Annotated in this window: 16 protein-coding genes; 8 read left to right on the top strand and 8 right to left on the bottom strand. The window is 48.7% G+C overall.

What is annotated here, in order from left to right; genetic code table 11:
• Positions 1-413 precede the first annotated feature (413 nt).
• The 4 genes from ACYVFD_RS00005 (at position 414) to ACYVFD_RS00020 (ending at position 4,236) form a co-directional block, all read left to right on the top strand.
• Complete coding sequence (locus ACYVFD_RS00005) at positions 414-962, top strand: hypothetical protein (protein WP_461087248.1); 549 nt, start codon at positions 414-416, stop codon at positions 960-962.
• Between the two features lie 625 nt (positions 963-1,587).
• Positions 1,588-2,361 (top strand): alpha/beta hydrolase family protein, encoded by a 774-nt coding sequence (locus ACYVFD_RS00010; RefSeq protein WP_461087250.1) that lies wholly within the window; start codon positions 1,588-1,590, stop codon positions 2,359-2,361.
• 928 nt (positions 2,362-3,289) lie between these two features.
• Positions 3,290-3,682: a hypothetical protein gene (locus ACYVFD_RS00015; RefSeq protein WP_461087252.1), complete on the top strand. Its 393-nt coding sequence runs from the start codon at positions 3,290-3,292 to the stop codon at positions 3,680-3,682.
• A 92-nt stretch (positions 3,683-3,774) separates the two neighbouring features.
• Positions 3,775-4,236 (top strand): DUF3828 domain-containing protein, encoded by a 462-nt coding sequence (locus ACYVFD_RS00020; protein WP_461087254.1) that lies wholly within the window; start codon positions 3,775-3,777, stop codon positions 4,234-4,236.
• A gap of 185 nt (positions 4,237-4,421) precedes the next feature.
• Here ACYVFD_RS00020 and ACYVFD_RS00025 read toward each other — a convergent pair whose 3' ends face one another.
• From ACYVFD_RS00025 to ACYVFD_RS00045, 5 genes are all read right to left on the bottom strand, one after another.
• Positions 4,422-5,471: an aldose epimerase family protein gene (locus ACYVFD_RS00025; protein WP_461087256.1), complete on the bottom strand. Its 1,050-nt coding sequence runs from the start codon at positions 5,469-5,471 to the stop codon at positions 4,422-4,424.
• A 125-nt stretch (positions 5,472-5,596) separates the two neighbouring features.
• Positions 5,597-6,421 (bottom strand): TIGR02757 family protein, encoded by an 825-nt coding sequence (locus ACYVFD_RS00030; RefSeq protein ID WP_461087258.1) that lies wholly within the window; start codon positions 6,419-6,421, stop codon positions 5,597-5,599.
• Entirely contained in the window at positions 6,421-6,633 is a 213-nt protein-coding gene (locus tag ACYVFD_RS00035; protein WP_461087260.1) for a hypothetical protein, read from the bottom strand. Before ACYVFD_RS00035 ends, ACYVFD_RS00030 begins: the two co-directional genes overlap by 1 nt.
• A gap of 7 nt (positions 6,634-6,640) precedes the next feature.
• Complete coding sequence (locus ACYVFD_RS00040; RefSeq protein WP_461087262.1) at positions 6,641-7,807, bottom strand: LysM peptidoglycan-binding domain-containing protein; 1,167 nt, start codon at positions 7,805-7,807, stop codon at positions 6,641-6,643.
• Positions 7,808-8,065: 258 nt separating this feature from the next.
• Entirely contained in the window at positions 8,066-9,091 is a 1,026-nt protein-coding gene (locus tag ACYVFD_RS00045; RefSeq protein WP_461087264.1) for a ScyD/ScyE family protein, read from the bottom strand.
• Positions 9,092-9,507: 416 nt separating this feature from the next.
• Here ACYVFD_RS00045 and ACYVFD_RS00050 point away from each other — a divergent pair, with 416 nt between their 5' ends.
• From ACYVFD_RS00050 to porX, 4 genes are all read left to right on the top strand, one after another.
• Entirely contained in the window at positions 9,508-12,801 is a 3,294-nt protein-coding gene (locus ACYVFD_RS00050) for a SusC/RagA family TonB-linked outer membrane protein (protein ID WP_461087266.1), read from the top strand.
• A 21-nt stretch (positions 12,802-12,822) separates the two neighbouring features.
• Entirely contained in the window at positions 12,823-14,328 is a 1,506-nt protein-coding gene (locus ACYVFD_RS00055; protein WP_461087268.1) for a SusD/RagB family nutrient-binding outer membrane lipoprotein, read from the top strand.
• 55 nt (positions 14,329-14,383) lie between these two features.
• Positions 14,384-14,902, top strand: coding sequence for a DUF1735 domain-containing protein (locus ACYVFD_RS00060; protein WP_461087270.1), 519 nt, complete (start codon positions 14,384-14,386; stop codon positions 14,900-14,902).
• 1,348 nt (positions 14,903-16,250) lie between these two features.
• Complete coding sequence (gene porX / locus ACYVFD_RS00065) at positions 16,251-17,816, top strand: T9SS response regulator signal transducer PorX (protein ID WP_461087272.1); 1,566 nt, start codon at positions 16,251-16,253, stop codon at positions 17,814-17,816.
• A gap of 72 nt (positions 17,817-17,888) precedes the next feature.
• Here the strand turns inward: porX and ACYVFD_RS00070 are convergent, their stop codons facing one another.
• The 3 genes from ACYVFD_RS00070 to ACYVFD_RS00080 all read right to left on the bottom strand — a co-directional run bounded on the left by ACYVFD_RS00070 (position 17,889) and on the right by ACYVFD_RS00080 (position 24,044).
• A complete protein-coding gene (locus ACYVFD_RS00070) occupies positions 17,889-19,121 on the bottom strand; it encodes an ROK family protein (protein ID WP_461087274.1) in 1,233 nt (410 codons plus the stop codon).
• Between the two features lie 178 nt (positions 19,122-19,299).
• Positions 19,300-23,136 (bottom strand): hydantoinase B/oxoprolinase family protein, encoded by a 3,837-nt coding sequence (locus ACYVFD_RS00075; RefSeq protein WP_461087275.1) that lies wholly within the window; start codon positions 23,134-23,136, stop codon positions 19,300-19,302.
• 155 nt (positions 23,137-23,291) lie between these two features.
• Entirely contained in the window at positions 23,292-24,044 is a 753-nt protein-coding gene (locus ACYVFD_RS00080) for a DeoR/GlpR family DNA-binding transcription regulator (RefSeq protein ID WP_461087277.1), read from the bottom strand.
• Positions 24,045-24,068 lie beyond the last annotated feature (24 nt).

The following is a 24,068-nucleotide window of genomic DNA, read 5'->3' on the forward strand; positions in this document are numbered from 1 at the left end:
GCCAAGCCACACAAGCTATGTCGTTCCAGCAGAACGCATTTGTGTTGGGTTCGCGCTTTTTCTACTCACCAATGGCTTTGCCGAAGTTGCACTTTTTTTAATAACAAAACCTAAAGGCGAAGGTATGGGCGTTGGGTGGAGCAAACAGCTAATAACATAGTGGCCGTGTCGCGTGCGACAAAGGGGCCGTCTCAGCAGTCAGTTTTAGGCTAGTTGGGTGGCTTTGGTCGACACAAGAAACACCCCAATTGGGTTAACCAAAAAGTGTGTTCGCCACGTTGCGTTCGACATGAGAAGCGACCTGGCGGGGCAGCTTTGAGGTTCGTCTGCCAACTACGTGTGACAAAGGAAACAGAAGTTAGTCGTTGACATCAGCCCCTTGTGAGGGGAGTCATACTGTAAATGAAGCATTGATGGATGTTCTGTTCCACTTTATTTTTACTCTATTTAAAATCGCTATTCTCGCATCCCTGTATGCGACAGTCGTGTGGTTAACAGTCTATCTGACTGGGAAAATTAACCCTGACAGTTGGTTTGGAAGAGTTCCGAAGGCGAAGCTCTGGTTGAGAAGTGGGCTGATTGTTTCTCTCTTTCTTTTTGTTAATCTGTTTTCGTATTGGGGTGACCACGGTTTAGGGGATAACGCAAGAATTCCGATTGGACACGGTAAATCTGTAGGCCAGATTAACGGCGCTCAGACTTACATCACTCCTAGTGGCTATGACCACGAAATGTTAGAGATTAAAAAGTATGCAGTCACAGACAGTTTTCTGTTTGCCAAAGCCCCAAGAGACACCTGGGAACAACGCGGTGAGGTAATAGTTTGGGATTTACAAACGGATGAGGTAGCGTTTTTGAAGTATTCTTCTGAGATTGATTCCTATAAGGCAAAAAACAAGATTGACGAACCTCTTGAATTTTTGGATTTTGCTGGTCATTATAGTAACTATTGGAGTGGTTAGCGATTTTGGTTGTTGGCTTGAGCTAGCATCGGTTAACAGAGTTGGTTAGTTGCACTATGGGCAAGCTGTCTTGCGACAGGGAGCACGTCCCGAGGGAAACTTTGCAGCCCAACCAAACAGGGGTGTAAAGGTTGGAAATCCTTGTTGTTCAGGTACGTAGCGTTATCATCCATCAACCCCTGTTGGCGTTGGGTGGATGGAACAGGCCGTAACGTAGTGGTGGGTTTGTGGGCGACAGGCGGACTTTTAGGCTTCTATTTCCGGGTTGTGTGCGACAACTTGCACTTCCTATAAACAAGGCGGCTTATGTTCGTTGAGCGGTTTCGGGCGACAGGCTGCCCGTTTCAATAGGATCGCTTTGGGTTCGTATGCCAACTTCCGGTTGACATGGCAGACGCCCCGGTTAGGTTGAGCTGCTAAGTCAGACTCTTAACAATAGAGAAAACGCTCAACTAAGTCTGTTAGACAGTCCGTCAACGCTAGTTTCATGTCTGGTTGGACCGGTCAATCAACCGCGGGCAGAACGCTATACAATGTGTTTCGACCGATAGGGTGACGTTTGTTGCTCCCCAAAAGCAGCAAGCCCAAACGTTATGCGACATTGGATAGACTATAAGCTAGTACTATGGAGTTCAAAAATATTGAGGAAATAGAGGTCGGAGTTGTTCAGCATGATTTTGACATTTGTGTAGCGGGTGAAACAGTTCCAAGTGTTCTCTGGACACCTGAGCGAAGCACAGATTCATCAGCACTTATTGCTATGGGGCATGGGGGCTCTCAGCATAAAAAAAGTGCGAATATCCGTACACGAGCCATACGCTATGCAAAAGATTTTGGTTGGGCGACTCTGGCAATTGATGCTCCGAAACATGGTAACCGCATAGGACCCGAAGAAGCTGAATTTGCACGGGCTAGTACTTTGGCCCGGCTCCAAGGCAAGCCAATTGTACCGTCTATGAGCATAGAAGAAAAAATCAAGTACCTGGATGATCTCACAACACAGGCCGTCCCAGAATGGCAGGCAGCGTTAGACCTTGTTTTGGAGTCAAACCTGATTGGAATGCATGCTCCGGTAGCTTATTGTGGCGTTTCCCAAGGAAGCAGTATCGGAATCCCTTTACTTGCAACCGATAAGCGGTTCTGTTGCGCAATATTGGGGCTTGCTCATTTACATCCGAATCATATCAGTTTAGGATTGGCCGCCCAAAAAATTACTATACCTCTCCGATTTGTGTTCCAGTGGGACGATTCAATTCGTGATCGAAATTATGGATTGGCACTCTTTGATGCATTTGGAAGTCGCGAGAAATCTATGCACATTAATTCTGGTGGACATACAGGGATTCCAAAGTCGGAAGTTGATTCATGGGATCAATTTTTGCTTACACATCTACACTAATTCATGCTGTAGAATTGCTAAAAATCGCCTATTATTATATAAGTGTAATGTGCCGAAAGTGGTGAAATTAGGCGATTGGGTATAAACAAACGAAGAGGAAACGCTTTGGTTTGACAGGTTGTCTTGCCCTAAAAAAGTTTTGTACTTGGGCAGTCAATTCATGATCGATAGAGTAACGTACCTGAGTGCCACCGCTTGATATGCGTGGGGCCGGACGTGGGACGGCTCTCTCAATTTGTTCAGTTGGGTGGAGTGTTTATCAGCTCTACGGGGGCATTCGCGGGGGATAGTACAAGTTTACGGGTACTCTCGGATTGCTTGGTTTTGTGTGTTTATGGTTAGCTCTGCGGCCCTACTTACCTCGGACAGGAAAGTGGTTGGGTAGTTCAAGGTAGCCCTAAAAGACAAGACTGAAAAAGTCAAGGCATGTATCTTGCGGTGAGTAAAGGAGCGGTTTAAAGCACGTTATTCGGGTTTCGGTCGGCAAGCGCATGTTCCTCCACAGACAGGCTTTGAAAGTGGCTTCGGCAGGTCCCTTGCGACACAAGAAATGCTCCGGCAGGAAGCCCGACAAAGACTTGGCGTGGGTCCCTAAAGCGGATGCGTGTACTGACAGAAATCTTGTCTCGTAGGAAAGCGGGCCGCTTAACGAAAGCTGATGTGTGAAGGTGCAAGTCGTTGTTGGACAGGTTAATCTATAAAATACGGGAAAAATACCCTACTCAGCAGTCTTTCAATATAGTAAATTTCATGCTATAAGTAGCAGTCTCGCCATCCCGTGACAGAGCGGCTTTGGCGTGTATTTTACGTTTCAGCTGATAGGGCAATCGTCTCGCTTGGCTGAGTTTGACAGTTTGGCTTTTTAGCAACCCCTGCTGGGCAGGTTGATTCAAAGAATTATTATTCGGAACTCCTAAACATATCTACAATGAATGCCAAGAATCTATTTACATTCATAGCTGTCGTCGTTTTGCTTTTCGGGCTGGGACTTACTTTTGCCCCTGAATTTATGGCAGGGCAATACCTGACAGAACCCACCTGGATGAATGATGGGATTAAACTGGTAGCGCAACTGTATGGTACTCACCTAATAGCATATGCCATAGCGTGCTGGTATATACGCAACGATGGCTCCTCATCTGGCGGAAAAGTAATGCTTTTATCTATCTTGTTGTCAAATCTGGCCCTTGTCCTCGTTCACACGATGGCTGTTTTGAACGGTGTTGAAAAAGCAATTGGGTGGGGGCAGGTTTTACTTTCGCTCGTCTTTGTGATTTGGTCAGGAATACTTTTTCGGCAAACAGACCGGATAGTAGCTTGAGTTTATGAAGTCTGGAGGTATGTTATACTAAATTTGCTTAATTTAGAAGTAGTTGATCTAAAGACTATGCCCGCTCGCTATTAGTAGACAGTATGAAACAACTTATTCTCCTGATCCTGACAATCAATTTGTTTAGCCCCTGTTTAAGTCAGAATCCAGTGCTTTCGCCAGATAAGGTTGTGGCCAATTTGTACCAGCAACATGCGAAACAAAGCCCATTCTTTCAGACAAAAAATCGAGCGTTGCTGGATACGTATTTTACAAAAAAACTTGCCGATCTGATTTGGAAAGATGCTCATGGGCCAAAAGACGAAGTGGGAGCAATAGATGGCGACCCACTTTACAATGCGCAGGATATGGAGATTAAAAAGTTTGTAATTCAGCCAGCCAGAGTTCAAGGCACCAAAGCGACAGTGCCTGTTACCTTCGAGAATTTCGGTCAAAAACAGAAGGTTGTATTTTCATTAATACAGGAGCCAAAAGGGTGGAGGATTGAAAATATTGGTTATGCCGATGGCTATTCATTGTTGAAAATTCTACAACCGTTACGTTAACGTAGAGAATGCCAGATAATAAGCGCATCGCTATATACGATGCACTGATTCCCTGATTATGATTGTCTGTTTAACTACCAGATTATAGGTATTTGTATTACGTTTATAGACCTACGTGCGCAAGAACTTAAAGGGTTTTCGATATGGGAAAAGATGGCTGGAGACTGCTGAACCAACCACTTCCTCTAATCCAGCCGCACCCAGATGGTGCCGGAGAGGGTGTCGCCGGGAGCCAGAACCGCTAGCCCTTCGCCGTTGTTGAAAGCGTTTACATTGGCCGTTTGAGGCTCAATCGCAATACTGTCGCGTCGGGGTGGAGTATAGCAGACCAAGTAATTTAGTTTACCCTCACCGGTTTGTTGACCTACAATTAAGCGGGCACCGGTTTCACCAGAAGTTAAAATAGTTTCAGCAAAGGATTCGCTGTCGGTGGGGAGGCTGGTTGGCTCAATCAGGAAAGGAGTATCCAACTGGCGCTTGTAGAGGTCAATCACTTCGGCAGGCTGAAACGGATAGTGGCTGACCGGTATCATGTGATCGTCGAGCACGATGGCAGTCCGACCTGGCAACGATAGGGTCATTCCGTCGACAAACTCAGCCGTCCGCTCGATGTCTTCAGTAAATGTAAAATAAGGGTGCCAGCCAAAGGCAGCAGGGGCTCGCGTTGTGCCTGTATTTTGGGCTGTATAGCTGATCTTCAGGGCACACATCCGGTCTTTGTCTGGGTTGCTGCCATGAGTGAGCAAATTAGCCTGCGTTAATTCGTAAGCAATGGTTAGCGCAAAGGGAAACGGATAACCGAACGTATCGCCCGGGTACGAGTAACGGAGTACTAGCTGAGCATGCGTTGAGGTGGCCTCCTGGCTAACAACTGTAAACGGGCGTCCATGAACAAAGCCATGAATGGCATTGTCGCGATGCACTTCGTTCATTTTTACGGCATAGTCAGCTCCATCGAACCGGTAAACGCCATGCCTGATCCGACTGACAAACGGATAAAGAAATGCGCTGGCATAACTTTCGTCGGCCAGCAGGGCCTGAGGGGATTCGGGAGCCTGGATCAGGGCAAACAGATTACGGCCTTTACGAAGTACTAATCGACGCAGAACTGCTCCAAATTCTGGAATCACCGAAATGAATTCCCCTGTTTCAGTATGTTCGAGCAGGTATTCGGTGAGAGGGGTACTGCCCGTCGGTAGAGGGCCGAATGGTTGGGTAGTAATCTGAAAAGGCATCCTATGCGTTTGACAGTTGGTATTTTGGTAATCCGTTTAGGCCAATGTTTGTTTATTTATTAACCTTTTTTAATCCCTCTTAAAAGTGATGGATTGTGTAAAGGTAGATGTTGTGGCCACACGGTTTACATTTCGCCCTCGACACCCAGTCCAAACAGGGCAAAATCATAGCGAACGGGGTCCGATGCGTCGAATTGGCGGAGTGTTTCGGTCAGTTCCAAAGCAGCTTTCCAATCGGGTTGGGGTGGTACGGCATTCCGGCGGGTAAGCAGACCTATCTGACGCGCTACCCGGTTGACATGGACATCAATGGGAATCACTAGCTGATCGGGACGAATGCGAGTCCACAAGCCAAAGTCAACCCCCCGGTCGTCGTGACGAACCATCCAGCGCAAAAACATCAGCAGGCGCTTACAGGATGAATTCCGGGCTGGTGTGGCAATGTGCTTACGAGTGCGCTCAGGAAAGAAATCTGTGAGACCACAAAATCGATCATGAAACGCAATGAGACCTGCTTCGACGGTTTGACCTGGCCCCGACAAGCTAGCTGTATCTGGTAGAAAGGCCTCCTCCAGTGAATCATGTTGCTGATAATACTGGCGGAAAAAGTGGAGAAAATACAGCGCATCGGTAGCGTTGAACGTACGATGTTTGAACGCAAGAAAACGCTTTAGGTCGCTTTCCTGATGATTACGGATGAAATCGTAGGGAGCGCCATCCATGAGTTCGACCAGTTCAGCTGATTTTCTCAGAATTACCGGTCGTTGCCCCCAGGCCAGCACGGCCGCCCAGAAGCCCATGATTTCAATGTCCTGCTTCTGACTGAACCGATGGGGTATGCTAACGGGGTCGCGTTCAATGAACGAAGGCCGATTGTATTGATCGGCCTTCGCATCTAAAAAATCCTTTATAGACGAAAAACGGGTCTCTGATTCTGTATTGACTAGCATTATTTACTTTTTCCACCGCTGACAACCCAGGCTAATGCGCGCGAAATGCCTGAAAAGATTGCCAAGAGGGTAGACATCATAAAGGTAAAGACGGCAATAAACGGATAGGCCAGGGTAAACATAATGCTGAACGTAACATAACCCGGTGAGGATTTCATTTCCTCATCCCGCTCCCGATGCCTACGGGCAATCCGTTCTTCTTTAGTCTCCATACACTACTTATCTCACAATATAACTTACCTCTGCTCGAAAACGCCGATCCTCGGGCGAAAGTTTCGCAAACGCCTGACTTGATAACTTAATCAGGATCTTATCGTTGATACCCGTGTTGGGTAGCCGTCCAATTACTTTTACCCATAAGCTCTGATTGTTAAACTCATTGCGGACCTGTACCAGCGTACCTATTGGTGCTGTGCGGTGTAGGGCCAGGTACTTGCCAGAACCGTCGGTACCTTCGATCATTTCGGCAACACCACTGGCCGATAGTCGCCGTCCCTGAGTTGGCATGGGCGCGTCATTGCCGGGGCGTGGGGGCTCTGGTTCGGGTTCGGAGGGCTTTGATGGACTGGTTCCCGACGGGTGGGCAGGTAGGTCCTCTTCGCTCTTGGGGGGCGACTTAGGCTCCGTACGGGGAGTAGGGCGAGTCTCGTGGGCGCGGGGTTCGTTGGTATTGCTATCGACCGGATGCGATTGAGCCGGGCGGGAAGGAGCACTGGTCGTTTTTGTTGTGGTGGCTACCGAATTGGAAGGTGTACGGGCCAGATAAGCTTTTTCCGAAACAATCAATGCCTGCCCAATGAGTACGTTATTGCCCGACAGATTATTCCATTTGCGAATATCTGCCTGTGAGACACCGTACCGATTGGCCAGACTATACAGCGTTTGTCCTGTTTCGACAACATGAATGCCCGAAGCTGGGTCGTCAGCTTTTTTAGCTTCTTTTTCAAGAGCTTTTTCCGCTTTAGCAACGGGTTTCACGTCTTCCGTTTTCTGGGCTTCCTTTTCTTGTTCACGCGCTTCGCGCTTCGCTTCTTTTTCCTGCTTGCGGATAGCCTTATTGATAGCCTTTTCTTCTTTCCGGCTCAGCGCACCGTCAGCAATTGGAATCAGAATGAGCTGGTCGTAGCGAACGGCATCTTTCATATCGGGATTGGCCGCTTTGATGTCTGCCACCGATCGTTTGTATTTCCGGGAAATGGCAAAAAGGGTTTGCCCTTCATCTACACGGTGCACGATAAACCGCTTTCCGTCTTTTTTCTCGATACGAAGCGAATCAATGACCAGAGTGTGGGAGAGGGCAGTCGTATTGGCCTGAGCCGATGGAAGGTGCAGGTAACTAAATCCACCCAGAACGAGCAGAGCGGAACAGAACGAAATCGTTTTCATGGGTTTATACGCAGCCAAAAAGCAACCGGCAATCCGCTATATAAACGGTTTATTTGGTGAAATATAGGTAAATGTACGTCTGAATTTACCAGAAATGAGCTACAAAGTTGAAGATTAGGTTAAATAGTCGCTGTAGACAAGCCCTCCAAGGCACTTCTAATAAACAGGTATAGGGCGGCAATTGATAGCTATTTAAAACAATAAGCCTGCCACTTTAGCTGGTAGCAGGCTTATCGGTTAAGTAGCTAGGCTGACAGATCAGTTGGCTGTCATTTTTACAATGATGCCTGGACCATAATACAGCACATAGTAGGTGTCGGGGATTGCGGTGCTCAGCAATATGTCGACCGGTGTGATAGCCGGTGTAAACAACGTCTTCGTCGCATCTTCGCCACTGGCTACCCGACCTGTCGTTGAAAAGCCAAACTCCGTAACCAGCAGTTTACCACCTGGCGTGAACGTTAAGTCGGTTAAACCCGAAAAGCCTGATTTATAAACCGACGGGGTTATTGGGGCCGTTCCTGTGCCAGCAACCTGATAAATCTTAGCCTGTCCGGCAGGGAACGGGAATCCGATAAGCGTAGTAACGAAGAAATTGGTGCCATCAAACACAATGCCCGTTGGCACAGGGTCAAGCGTAGGAGGGCCGGGTGAAGCCGGGAAGCCGGGGTTTGGAGTATCCGGGAAAATGGCGAAGACGCTCAACGCTCCCGTTGTTTTATCCCGACGAATAATAGCATTGCCACCCGCATCCGTTATGAACAGATCGCCGTTGGGGCCAAACGTAAGGTTATACGGGTTCGAATCAGGGGCATCGGGTGCATTCGGGCGCGCCGTACGAACAAAGGTGCCAATATCAATTCCGGTGAGGGAACTGGCAGGAATTGGAGCACTCACACCAGGAACAAAGCCCGAAATATCGACGATGTACAATTTTTCTTCCACACCGTGCAGGATGTACAGTTTGCCGTCTTTGTAAAGTAGGTGGTTAAGTCCTTCTGGTGAGTTTTCGGGGCTGATTGCCGAAACAAAACCGGTGATAGCGGGGTACATAGCTCCTGCTGGCGTGATGACCGTTACCTGGCCGTTGTTGACCGTACCACTACCGGCTTCGGTCACCCAGAGGTTCCCCTTGGGATCGTCGGTAAGGCCAATCGGCGATTTTAGACCCGTAGCGAAAGGTGGTCCCTGTACAGCAGTTAGCCCCGATGGGCTGGGAATCCGGTGATCCTGGCAACTGATAACAACGGCCAGAATACTGCTAACGATCAATAGGGTTAGCATGGAAGGTAAAGAGTAACGTTTCAGTAACATAATCAGAGGGCGATAAGAGAGATTGAGATTAGAGGTTAACAGCTAATCAATGGAAAGTTTACAAAGTAAAAAGGAAAGTAAACGGGGTGTTACAAGTATCTGTAAGACTTGAGTATACGGTCGGATATTGAGAATATTTTGAGTAAACGGTCGTAGGCACCGGGAAGTAGTTCACTACTGAGCCGGAACGAACAGGCAAGTTGCCTTCAACAGTGGATGGTGGTCCGTTCCCTTTTTTTAATCAATTCCTAATAATCCATTTTCAGTCCAGGCAGTTGAATAGGCCAAGGTTACTTTTTTTAAATTAAATAGATAATAAAGTGACCGATTGCCCAAAGCGTTTTTGGGGTATTCTTAACGTTCATTTAACCTCTTCTTCAACAGTTATGAGAAAAGCTCTAATTGTGTATGTACTATTGGTGCTTCTGGGATCGAGTCCGCTTCTGGCACAGGATGTTACCTTAAGCGGGCGGGTTACATCTTCCGATGATGGATCTGGTCTGCCAGGCGTGAGCGTCGTTGTCAAAGGAACGACTCGGGGAACAACCACCGATGTTAACGGGAGCTATCAGGTCAGCGTGGGGGCTAATTCAACGCTCACGTTTTCGTTTGTAGGTTTTAAGTCGCAGGATGTTGCCGTTGGGAATCGGACAACACTCAATGTGGTGCTGGTGGCCGATGCTTCAACGCTCAATGAAGTGGTCGTAACCGGATTTGGAATTCAGCGGACGGAGCGTGAAATCGGTACATCGGTAGCCCGAATCAATAGTGCTCAGATTAACCAGGCCGCTCCGGTCAACGTTGCCAATGGCCTGACAGCGAAAGTATCGGGCCTTCAGATCAATACGACCAACAACGGCGTGGGTGCCGGAGTACGGCTTACCTTACGCGGTAATCGATCCTTTCTGGGAAATAACCAGGCGTTGCTTATTGTCGATGGGGTTATTTCCGATATTGGTTTTCTAACCTCAATCAACCCGAACGATATTGAAAATACGACGGTGCTGAAAGGACCCAGCGCGGCTGCGCTGTATGGTTCCGATGCCTCAAATGGCGCGCTCATTATTACCACAAAGCGAGGTACACAAAACAACAAACCACAGATAACCTATACGAACAACACGCAGTTTGAGCGCATTTCATACATGCCCGGCCTGCAAACCCAGTTCGGCGGAAACGGGGGTGAAGGCGTTCCGTTTTACGATCGCAATTACGCCCGTACCTACGTGCCTTACGAAAATCAGCAGTTTGGAACTCCCTACGATGGGTCTATGCAGCCGCTGGGCTATGGCGTACAGGTGCGGGACGCCAATGGAAACATACGGATCGATACGCTGATGGTTCCGTATTCGGCACCTGCCAAGGACCCGCGTCGGGCGTTTTTCAACACGGGCGTTACGGAACAGAATGATGTGTCGTACCGGATAGGCGATACGCAGAACTACTTTGGTCTGAGCTTACAGAATGTCAGTCAGACGGGTGTAGTGCCCAATGATCGTTACAAGCGGACAAACATTAGTGTTCGGGGTGGCCGGTCGGTCGATAAGTTTACGACCAACGCGGGTGTTCAGTTTTCGTATCAGAATACCAATACCGAAAATGGCGACTTTAACCAGAACCGACCCGTGTACTGGAATGTGCTGAATCAGCAGGCACATGCGCCCATAAACAGCTATCCATTAAACGACATAACTTCGCCATATGGCGATGTCAATGGCTATTATAATGCCTACTACCCAAATCCATACTGGCAGATAACGGGCGATAACTCGCGTCGGATCACGAACTTATACACGATACAAGGATCGGCCGATGCATCGTATCAGGTTACGAAATGGCTGAGTGTACTGTATCGCCTTGGCGGGCAGGTGTATAACTCCCAACTAAAAGCCCATATAGCCGATGTGAGCTTCTCGGAGTATGCCACGGGCGACCCCTGGGAAGCAGGAAACATTGCATCGTCGGCGGGGGGACATACCAACGCTACTGTGCAGGATGCCAGCCAGCTTCGGACCCGCTTCACCGGCGACCTGCTGATTACGCTGAATCCAAAGTTTGGCGATTTTACGACCCGGTTGATTCTGGGTCAGCAAACCCGGCAGGAGTACAGCCGCTCGACCTACGATTATGCCGGTGCACTTGTGGTTCCTGGTACCTATAATATCTCGAACCGGCTGGGTAACCCTACCGTGGCTGAGTATAGCAGTCAGAACCGGCTGCTGGGCGCGTTTGGCGATTTGACGGTTGGCTATAAGGATTTTGTGTTCATTCATGCGACCGGACGAAACGACTGGACATCATTGCTGGCTCCAAGCAATCGCTCGTTCTTTTACCCCAGTGTCGATGCGTCGGTCGTGTTGACAGAAGCTATTCCATCATTGAAGAACAGTTCGGCAATTAGTTATGCCAAAATTCGGGGGGGTGTATCACGGGTGGGTCAGGTCAACGTAGCGCCCTACCAACTCCAGAACGTGTTTAACCCCGGAACGGGTTTCCCATTTGGATCACAGGCTGGCTTTGAGCAAAGTAACCAACAAAACGACCCCAATCTGAAACCGGAGTTTACAAATAGTGCAGAAGTAGGGCTGGAAATTGGCCTGTTTGACCGCTTCAACCTCGAAGCCGTTTACTACAATACCCTGACTACCAACCAGACCGTACCCATCGATGTGTCGCGGGCAACAGGGTATTCGTCGGCGCTGGTCAATACGGGCAGCATGAAAAATAAGGGTATTGAGCTGGATATACGAACTATCCGCCCACTGGTCAACGCGGGAAACTTCACCTGGGATCTGAACGCCAACTTTACCTACCTCGAAAGCCTGGTTACGGATGTGTATCAAGATCTGGCCCGGATCAATATTCCGTATGGCACCGACCCCTACCGGCCAACCCTGACACCTACAGCATCGAACGTGTTTGCGGCCAAAGGCTTCGCTTATCCGGCTTTGTTTGTGAGTGATATTCAACGCGTTCAAACGACCGACCCAAACGGAGCCAACTATGATCCGACGGGTCAGTTTGCCGGTCGGGCCATCGTTGATGCTACAGGTTACCCCATTCTGGACCCAACGCTTCGCTATGCCGGTACTACCCAGCCTAAATACCGGTTTGGGTTGACCAATACCTTTAAATACAAAGGAATTACCCTGTCGGCCGTGGTCGAGTATCGGGGTGGGGCTGTCATCTACAATGCTATTGGCAATGCGCTCGAATTTACAGGGGCAGGCATTCGGTCAACCTATGCGGGGCGGCAGAATTTTGTGTTCCCTAATTCAGTCATCGTAACCGGGCAAACTTCAGATAATAAACCGCAATATGCCAACAATACCAACGTGACGACCAAAGATGGTAATCTGGTGTTCTGGACAAATTCGGGTTATCACAACGCAGGCTATAGTTACGTGACCAGCGCCGATTTCTGGAAACTGCGTGAGGTAGTCCTGAGCTACAACATTCCAGCCAAAATCCTGAATTATACCCGCTTCATCAAGTCGTTGAATGTGGCCGTTACGGGCCGTAACCTGATCATGCTGCGCCCCAAAACCAACGTGTTTACCGACCCTGAATTTTCGGGAGGCAGCAACGCCAATGACACCAGCAATGCCGTGGGCACAACGACGGAGTATCAGACACCCCCCACGCGGTTCTATGGGTTCCGGTTCAGTTTTGGTTTTTAATCCCTGTCTCAGCAAACAACTATGAAATCGATAAAGCAACTCCTGATGGGCCTTCTGATTGGCCTGTCCATCATTGTGGTGGGCTGTAAAGACTACCTGGAGGTAAATAACAACCCGAACCAGGTTACGGCCGCCACGCCCGAGCTGGTGCTGCCCGACGCGCTGGCGGCTACAGGCTGGTACCTGACCGGTAACGCACCCGGTGGAAATACCGGTAGCTTCTATTTTTTGAATCTTTGGATGGGCTACTGGAACTGGAGTGGTAACTACTCCATTGCCACTTCGGACAAAAACTACCAGTTTACCCAATCGTTCAACAACAGCATCTGGTCCAGCGCTTACCTGAATCTGAAGAACTACAACTACATTGATGTTCAGGGTGCTACGCTGAATGAGCCGATTCTGCGCGGGATGGCCAAGATCATGAAAGCGCTGCATTTTCAGTTACTGGTCGATACGTATGGCGATGTGCCCTATACCTCAGCTTTGCAGGGAACTTCCAATATTCTGCCGACCTACCAGAGCGGTCAGGCTATTTATGAAGACCTGTTCCGGCAGATCGATACGGCGATGGTGTTGCTGAACAGCGGGACTGGAACGGTGAATCCGGGTACCAACGACATCATGTTCGGAGGGGATATCAGTAAATGGCTCAAATTCGGTAATACGCTTAAGCTACGGATGCTGTTGCGGCAGTCGGAGCGGGCCGACCGGGCGTCGTTCATTCAGACTCAGTTGGCAACCATTAAAGCATCAGGCTATGGGTTTCTGGGGCCGGGCGAAAATGCGAGTGTGAATCCAGGTTATACTAATTCCCAGAATCAGCAGAGCCCGCTCTATGGGGCATTTTATGCCATCAATGGAAACCCGACTACGCTCAACAACCAGTTGAAGGGTAACCTTTATGGAATTACGTTCTATAAACAGACGAATGATCCACGACTGGGTGCGTACTATCGACCCGTTGCCGGAACGGCCAATACGTTTAACGGGACTTATTTCGGTACGATTGATCCGTTGGTCAACAGTCAGGTGTCGGATATAGGGCCGGGGGTATTGAAAAACGTTGGTCAGTCGTCGCCCATTCTGCAATCACACGAAAGTCTGTTTATGCAGGCTGAAGCGGCTCAACGGGGCTGGATCACCGGCGATCCTAAAACATTGTATCAATCGGCTATTACTGAGTCGTTCATTAATGTTGGCCGGACAGCCGCTGAAGCGACAGCTTACTATTCGCAAACGGGAGTGAATGATGTGAATTGGGAGGCTTCACCAAATAAAATCGAAGCCATCATCACCCAGAAATGGGCGTCAGAAAACGGAACGGCACCTTTCGAAGCCTGGTCGGATTATCGTCGGTTGGGCTTACCTACCAACGTGCCCATTTCGCAGGACCCCAGCACCACCGTTCGCCAGATTCCGGTTCGACTGCTTTATCCCACCACCGAGTATAGCAACAATGCCTCCAATGTGGCTACGCTGGGGACGATCAGTCAGTTTAATAGCAAGATTTTCTGGATGAAATAACGAAATAGCCCGTTGCCGTAAAGCGTTGCAACGGGCTTTCAACTTAATCATAACTATGAACAAGGTATTTAACATATTCGTGGCAGTAAGCGTTACGCTCGGTCTGACTTCGTGCCTGAACGATGACGAACATTTCGTTGACTTTGCCGGATCGGGCTATGTAGCCGAAATTCCCTACGCGGCTAACCGGAGCATCCTGAAAACGGTATCGGTATCAGCCAGTAGTGCCTCGACCGTTGCCCCCGTTGATGTCAACATTGCCTCACCTAATCCGCCTACGCAGGATTTGCCGATTACCGTAGCCATTGATCAGGCGGCCTTGACTGCTTATAATACAGCCAATAAAACATCGTATACCCTGCTACCCACAACGGCTTATCAATTGACAAATCCGGCAGTGACGGTGGCGGCTGGTCAGCGTATTGCGACGGTTAATGTCAATTTGGTAGGGACGCAGGTACCTGCTACCGGTGGCCCCTACGCGATTCCTGTCAGCATTACCACAGTTCCAAGTAACGTAGTAATCAGTGCCAATAATCATACGCAGATTCTGGTCATATCCCGGACGAAGTAGACCGAAAACGATAGAACCTTCCCGAATAGATGGGTCCATCTATTCGGGAAGGTTCTATCGTTTTCGGAAGTGAATACTCATTGGTTTTTTGCGCATAAAAAATAGACTACACCGAGCTAACGTAGTCTATTCTGATTTCATCAAGGGTAAAAACGCTGGATAAAGAATATGTTTTAAACGGCGCAAGATTGCTGCCAATGATATATGAATATTTACTATTTCTTACCAACCCTGCAGATTTCTTTCTGAAGCTTATTAGACTGTAATTTAAGTTTTCTGTCATTCCGACGAAGGAGGAATCTTCGGATAAGGGAGAAACGACTGTACTGATCCGAAGATTCCTCCTTCGTCGGAATGACAGAAAAATACTATAAAACTTAGTTTACACTGTACTTATTTCGTCCATTTCAGTTGGGATAATTTTTTTAGATGCAGCTCTTGACTCTCCTTCTGAATGGCCTGACAAAAAATAAGCCCGGATTCGAGATTGATTCCGGGCTTACGCTTCATTTACTATAATCACACGAAACTATTCCTCTATGTACAGGTACAGACTATTGAGGGAAAGGTTTTGTGTTCCAGTCGATTATAATCAGAATTTAATAAAGAGGCTGTTTAAACTTCCCTTTGTAGAAAATGTAAGACTCTTTTTTGTCATTCCGACCGGAGGGAGGAATCTCAACGTCGTTTATTAGTCAAGCTTGAGATTCCTCCCTCCGGTCGGAATGACAAAAATCGATCTTCTTATATCGAAGGTGGGAAAGTTTAAACAAGTTCAAAATTATATGTTTCGAGTGGTGATCGGCGTTAGAGAATAGACCCTGTTCTCCGACATATTGGCTTTAACCTGGCCTTTCCATAAAGATTAATCTGTTAATTCTGCTTAGGTACTCTATCAAATTAGGGTTGCGCGCAAATAAAAACGCCCGATTCAACTGACCGGGCGTTTGTGTATTCACCGTAACTGTGCTTACCTTACAGTAAGACAATCGCAATGAATTAGATACTGAACCAGGGAAAAGGTAATGGCTGATTTTTATGAATATTTTCAGAAAGCCTAATAGACCATTGGTCTATGCCGAAATGATTTCTATAAATAGTGATCATAAAATGTCGAAAACGCGGCCGATGCGTGTGTTTTAACGTTACTTGATGTCCGTTATACGCAGTGACAAATCGGCTGTTCGGCCGTCGGACAGACAGTAGTATGCCTTTTTCTTAAAAAACCTTAATTATGAACCGGTAAAACACAACTGGACGTTTCCAGTTAAACTAAATGATACAGTTTCGTTTCTGATAATGTAAAGAACAGAACGGAATCCATACGAATAAACCACCAGTTGAACACATGCAAAATTACACGATACTTTGGGCCGACGATGAAATTGATTTGCTGAAACCCCATATCCTGTTTTTGAAAAACAAGGGCTATGACGTTACCTCCGTAAATAGTGGTGCAGACGCACTGGACGAAGTAGAACATAATAACTACGATGTCGTATTCCTTGACGAAATGATGCCAGGGATGACTGGTCTGGAAACCCTTTCGCAAATCAAACAAATGCGTCCTAATCTGCCCGTCGTGATGATTACGAAGAGTGAGGAGGAGCATATCATGGAAGAAGCCATCGGTTCGAAAATTGCCGATTACCTCATAAAGCCGCTCAACCCCAATCAGATTCTGCTGTCGGTTAAAAAAATCCTGGATAACAAGCGGCTCGTTACCGAACGAACAAACATTGGGTATCAGCAGGATTTTCGGAATATATCCATGCAGTACAACGACCGGATGGATTTTGAGGAATGGGCCGATGTCTATAAGAAGTTGATTTACTGGGAACTAGAGTTGGATAGCTCGCAGGACCGGAGTATGTCGGAAGTGATGAACATGCAGAAAAGTGAGGCCAATGCTGAATTCTGCAAGTTTGTGATGGATAATTATGAAGACTGGCTCAATGATCCGAAAATGAGCAGTCCCGTCATGTCGCATCAATTAATGCGAAAAAAGGTGTTTCCGCTGTTGAATCAGGGTGGAAGTCAGCCCCCTTTGTTTTTTATCCTGATCGATAACCTCCGCTACGATCAGTGGAAAGTGATCGAACCGATACTGGGTGAATACTTTACGCTGGAAGAAGAATCCTCCTATTATTCGATTTTGCCGACAACCACCGGCTTTGCCCGTAATGCCATTTTCTCAGGCATGATGCCTAGCGAGATGGAGCGCAAACACCCCGACCTTTGGGTAAACGACGACAGTGAAGATGAAGGGCTGAACAACCACGAAGAAGAGTTTCTCCGTCGGCAGCTCGACCAGAGTCGCCTGAACCTCAAGATGTCGTACAACAAGATTTTGAATGTGAACCAGGGAAAGGCACTAGTCGATAACTTCAATAACTTGTTTCAGAACCAGTTGAATGTAGTCGTCTACAACTTCGTGGATATGCTCTCGCATGCCCGCACCGATATGGCCATGATCAAGGAACTGGCTCCCGACGAATCGGCCTATCGGTCAATCACCCGTTCGTGGTTCCTGCACTCGCCATTGCTGGAGTTTGTCCAAAGGATTGCGGCCAAAGGCGGGCGACTCATCGTGACCACTGACCACGGCATGATTCGGGTACAAAAACCGGCTAAAATTGTGGGCTACCGCGAAACGAATACAAACTTACGCTACAAGCAGGGCAAAAATCTTGGTTTTGATGAAGACCACCTGTTTGTCGGCCGTAAGCCCGAACGTTTATTCCTACCGAAGCCTCACGTATCAACGGCCTATGTTTTCACGCTGGAGGATTACTTTTTTGCGTACCCCAATAATTACAACTATTACGTGAATCATTATCGGAATACCTTCCAGCACGGTGGGGTATCGCTCGAAGAAATGATTATTCCCTTTGCGTACCTGAGAGCGAAATAGGTGTCTGGATTAATTGGTTAGCGGGTCGATTAGTTGAATAGTGCAATTGCACTATTCAACTAATCGACCAAATCAATAGGTAGCTAAAATATCTTCCATCACATACGCATGAGTGCCTAACCAGTTGGCGGCTCCCTCAAGTTGTGTTACTTCGATTCGGAGGTCATTCTGAAAATCGCCCAGGCAGTACTGGCCGATGGCTTCTTCTATGCTGGTCAAAATAAATGAAGCGGCTTTGGCCAGGACCCCATCGACGATAATTATTTCGGGGTTAAGCAGGCTGATGGCAACTGATAGGCCTTTTCCGAGTTGAAACCCTACTTCGTTCAGAATTTTAATGGCGTATGAGTCGGCCTGTTGAGCTGCCTGAATGAGATCGTCAATATCGATCTGGTCTACATGATCGCGAAAGGCGGCCAGCTTGGTCGGTTGTCCGGCCAGAATATCGCGCTGCGCCCGACTGACCAGTGCCGAAGCGGAAGTAATTGTATTCAGACAGCCAATCTTACCACAGTGGCATCGCTCACCGGATGGGTCGACCTGAATATGCCCGAGTTCACCCGCAAAGCCGCTGGCTCCCTGAAATACTTCACCATTGATGACAATACCCAGCCCGACTCCCCAGTCGATGTTGATGGCCAGTACCTGTTTTTTGCCTTTGGCCCGCCCAAACCGACTTTCGCCCAATACCGTGGCTTTGGTATCGTTGATAAGGTAGACAGGTTTGCCCGTTTGTTCGGAGAGCCAGTTGGTTAACGATGTGTCGGCGGGATTCAGGCTTTTATACGTTAGATTCAATCCCCGGTGGGCGTCAATTAACCCCGGCATTGACATCCCGATAGCCAATACATCGCTGCTATTGAGGCCGGAAGCGGCCAGGGCGTTTGTAAAACACTGGGCCAGCGATGGCATAAACGTTGGGTTGTCCGCTATGCGTAGTGAATAGTTTTCGCGCGAAACCACATTGCGCCGGGTATCCATAAACAGGATTTTGGTGTCGTGCGTACTGACGTCCAGAATGGCTATATAATTCTGTTTGGTGTTTAGCCCAAACAGAACCGGCCGTCGGCCATTGCTGCCAATGCCAATGCCGATGGGGGCAACCCATTTATCCTCAATAAGTTCTTCAACTAAACCGGTAACCGACGGAACACTACCGTGCAGCACCTTCGTCAATTGAGCGAGTGTACTGTTTCCCTCGGCATAGAGATAGGCCAGTGCTTTACGCTGTTTTTGTTTTTTTTTATAATCAACCACCGACTGTTGACCCAGTGAGTCGTTGTCGGACATAACGGCAGGATTCATTGACTACAGACTAATAAGACGTTAGAACAGATCAAAAAGTGATTCATACGTCGTTTTTGAACCCAAAGAAATCAAATGGGTTGAGTTATTCTTTCTATATCGGTTTAGATAGGAGAGCAATAAAGATAGTAAAGTTTTAGAGCATTCGTGCCAGAATAGACATTATTGCTAACTCTGTTCATTTCCCAACACCACCTCCGCCCGGAGTTTCGATGTGGATGCGTTCGCCCGGTTGCATGGCTCGGGTAAAAATACCCGGTAACGGTTCTTCCTCGCCAGTCAACGACCTCACCCACTGACGGCCTGGCTGTCCGGCATCGCCACCCTGGATTCCGTAAGGAGATGCTATCCGATGCTGACTCAGTAGAGTAGCCTGAACAGGTTCTAAAAATTCGATGTCGCGGATGATACCATCGCCACCCCGCCATCGGCCATTACCACCGGAGCCGGTACGAATACTGAATTGATGCAGTCGGACAGGGTAGCGCCGTTCCAGTTCTTCGGGGTCGGTAAGTTTGGTGTTGGTCATGTGCTGATGCACCGCCGATCGCCCGTCAGCACCATCCGTAGCACCTGCACCCCCACCAATGGTTTCGTAATAACCAAAGGGTTCCGGGGTCGCGGACGACTTGCCAAAGAGGAAGTTGTTCATCGTACCTTGGCTACAGGCGGCTAACCCCAATGCCTTCAACAACGTATCGACAAGACGCTGACTGACTTCCGTATTGCCCCCAACCACAGCCGGACATTTGTTATGGTCAGCGGGAAAAATTGGGTTCAGAAAAGAGGATTCTGGCAGGATTAACTCAACGGGAGCCATCAGCCCTTCATTCAGCGGAATATCGCGTCCGCACCACAACCGAAGTACATACAGAACTGCACTGTAGAGAATGGATATATTGGCGTTGAGGTTGTTGGGATGCGTGCCCGATGTGCCGGTAAAGTCAAAGCGAATACGTGGCTGAACCTGATTCGGAGCGGCTACATCATTGGCCCAAATAGAAATGCTTAGCCTGATCAGATGCCCGTCGTCCAGCGATTCTTCGGCTTCAAAAATCTGTCCGCTCATGGGGTGTAAAACCGCTGTAATGGCATCCGTAGCCGATTGCTGAAGGCGGTTCATATACTGATGAATTGTTGCCAGTCCATGTTGCCGGACAAGGGTTTGTAGCGCTTGTTCACCTGCCCGTAGCGAAGCCAGTGCCGCTTCAATGTCGGCTTTATTTTCGGCTAACGCACGGGTAGGGTAGGGGCAATCCGTAAATCGGGCCGCTAGCCCTGAATCCCACATAAACTGACCATTTTTGACGACATAGGTCGGTTCCAGTATAACCCCTTCTTCAACCAGCGATACAGCATCGGGTGGCATCGATCCGGGAACTTTACCCCCAATTTCGGCATGGTGCGCCCGGTTAATTACATAGCCAATCAGTTGATTATCGTCGGTGAAAACTCCACTTAGCAGGGTCAGGTCAGGAAGGTGCGAGCCGCCATACTTTGGGTGATTGGTAATGACTACATCGCCGGGTTCGAGAGGAGGCAGCGCTTCCAGCACCAGTCGGGCACAGATGCCGAGACTACCCAGATGGACCGGAATGTGGGGGGCATTGGCAACCAGTTCGGCCTGGGCATTGAGCAGGGCGCAGGAGAAATCGAGCCGTTCTTTGACATTCACCGAAAAAGCGGTTCGCTGCAACTGGGCACCCATTTCTTCGGCAATAGCCCGGAAACGTTGTGTGTACAATTCAAGTTGGATGACCTCCTCGCTCGTTTCCCATTCCTGAAAAACAGTAGCGGAGTGTGGCTCTTCTTCGAGGTCTGCGATGTAATCAACAAGGGCATTTTTATTGGCCTGAACGATGAGCCGCCAGCCGGGTTCGATAAAGGCAGAGGAGGTTGTGTTGAGCAGTAAGGCGGGCCCACGGAAGGTATCACCCTCCTGCAATTGCATCCAGTCGTAAGCCGGATACGTATCGGTCATAAAGGCCGGTACGGCATGGCGATGACTTACAGGATTGCCAGTAATAGATGGCTCAACGTTTGTTGTGCTGACCATCACACGGATGCTCTCAACCTCAATGGGGCGATTTTCGGGGAAATGACCATAAAGATGCTGGTATTTTTGTCGGAAATTCTCCTCAAGATGATGGCTGAATGGAACATCGACAGTGGCTTCCTGGCCGAGCAGGCGAAGAAATACCGAAATGTTTTTTGTTTCGATAGGTACATCCTGGCCGACATCCTGTCGTAGTGTTGCGGTTGCTGTATCAATCAGGCTGCTACTAATGCCAGATAGGTCACTGCCAAGATCCGCTAGCGGTTTTAAGATAGATTTTGATGCCAGTCGCTCAATCTGGGCCTGCCCAATGCCATAGGCACTCAACAGACCACCATCGAAGGGTAAAATGAGTTGTTCCATACCCAGCAATCGGGCAATGGCACAGCCGTGCAATCCGCCAGCGCCACCGAATACTAGTAAACTATACTCGTTCGGATCGAAGCCGCGCGATACAGAAATCTTACGAATGGCCCCCGCCATCGTTTCGTTGGCAATTTGCTCGAATCCACGAAGTAAGCTCAAGGCATCTGTTCGATTTCCCGTTTTGCTTTCCACTTGCTGTAAGACCTCTTCTAATGCAGTTTGTGCTTTTTCAAGGAAAACCGGAATCCCAAACTGCTTTGGATGGAGTTTGCCTAGCAGCAAGTTGACATCGGTGATGGTCAACGGACCACCCGCTCCATAACAGGCCGGTCCGGGATTGGCACCGGCACTGTGTGGCCCGACCCGTAGCTGGCCCAATGTGGCTCCGTGGCTTTCAAACCAGCAGATTGACCCGCCCCCAGCCGCTACCGTTTCGATGGCAAGTGAAGGAAGTTGTAAATCAAATGAGCCAATTTTGGTAGAAAACCGGTAATCTAATCCGTTCTGGATGCGGGCTACATCGGTACTGGTACCACCCATGTCGAGGGTTAGGATTCCGGTGCTTGATTGGGCCGATTGCAGTTGATTACCAATTTCAGATGCGCCAATGACGCCCCCCGCAGGCCCGCTAAGCAAACTATCTTTCGGCTGGAACAGATCCCCCCGAACCAGACCACCGGAGCTAGTCATAATGCGAACCGGATTACCCCCCAGTTGCTGCTGTACATTATCCAGATACGACCGCATTACGGGCGTCAGATAGGCATCTACCACTGCTGTTTGGGTACGTGATACGTACTGGGGCGTTACGGAGGTATCGGTAGAGAGTGTTATATGCGTGAAACCGGCTGCGCTTAAAGCTTCGCGAAGTTGCTGCTCATGCGTAGGGTTGCGGTAGGCATTCAGAAACGAGATGGCAATAGCATCGGGTTGTAGTTGCCGAAGTTCCTCAATCAGATACGTACAGGTTTGTGCAGATAGGGCGGTTACTAACTGACCATCGGCCGCTATCCGCTCATCGACTTCAAGAACAGAATCGTAAAGTACTTCAGCAGGGGGAATCGCTAACTGGAATAAGTTTGGCCGTTGCTGGGTTCCGATTTTTAGCAGGTCCTTAAACCCTTTAGTCACCAACAGGGCTATACGTCCGCCTTTTCGTTCCAGCAGCGCATTGGTTCCTTTCGTGGTACCCAGTCGCATTTCCAAAGCCGGAAACGGTTTGTTTAAAGGCGTTTGGGTTAACAGCCGCGCGGCTAAAACTGGAGCTTCTTCACCTGTATAGATTTCGACGGTGCGTAACGCGGACATCTTGTCCGCAGGTGACAATGCGGACAAGATGTCCGCGTTACGCAGCACCAGCTTCCCATCGACTGCTAGCGATTCAATAGTGAATACCTCATCGGTTTCCAGGATACGAAGCTGGTAACCGTCGAAAATGGGAGCTGTTAACCAGGGCGCTATTAGTTTGCCATCAACCAACTGCCCGCGCAAACGGCTGCTGCTTAGTACTTTAGTTCGGTGTAAATTCCCCTGTGGATCAAGAGCGAGTCCATCGGTGAAGGTGCCGCCGGTATCAATCCAGATTTGGTACATATATCGTTGACGCACTACGTCAGAAAGCCGTAAGAAGTTCGAAAGGCAAAACTAAACCTTGATACGCTCAAAAGGGCAAATAGAGATGAAATATGAACCGTAACCGCTAATTCGAATTAACCAGTCTCCTTTGCCTGACAGTTTTTGGCAAAGGATCAATGCAGCAACTTAACACCGGCCTGTTGATACGCTGCTAGAAGGTCGGGTGATGCGTCGTTGTCGGTAATCAATACATCGAACAGGCTTAACGGAGCAAACTGGAGGTATTTGGTTGTTTCGAGCTTCGAGGAGTCACACAGTAGGTAGACCTGTTCCGATTGTCGGGCCATTGCTACGGCTGTACTGGCTTCTTTTTCGCTATTGGCACTCAATCCATTTGCCAGCGAAATGCCATCGACACCGATAAAGGCACGGTTAGCTCGATAGCGGGCCATGTGTTCTTCGGCAATCAAACCATGAACCGCCTGCCGTTCTTTATCCAATTCGCCCCCAATCAGATTGACTGTAACCTCTGAACTCATGAGTTCGGCCACTACGGGCAGTGAGTTCGTAATGACCGTAATACGTTTGTTACGGATAAATGGACACAGCCGAAAAACTGTACTGCCGCAATCCATAAAAATGACATCCCCTTCCTGAATCTCGCTGGCAGCTAACTGGCAGATGTAGTCTTTGCGTTCGGCATTGACGGCGGTTTTGTTGGCAAAACGGTGGGTATCCGTGGCCAGACTTACCTTCATCGCCCCTCCATGCGTCCGATAGATAAGCCCCGAAGCCGCCAGTTGAGTCAAATCCCGACGGACGGTCATTTCAGATGTTTGAAGCAATTCGGCCAGTTCACGAACATCAATGGAGCCTCGTTCTTCGACCGTTTGTACAATTAAGCCCTTCCGCTCTTGGAAATTCATGCGCAAATGATTTGTTTTGAACAA

The sequence above is a fragment of the Spirosoma gilvum genome, from assembly GCF_054776815.1.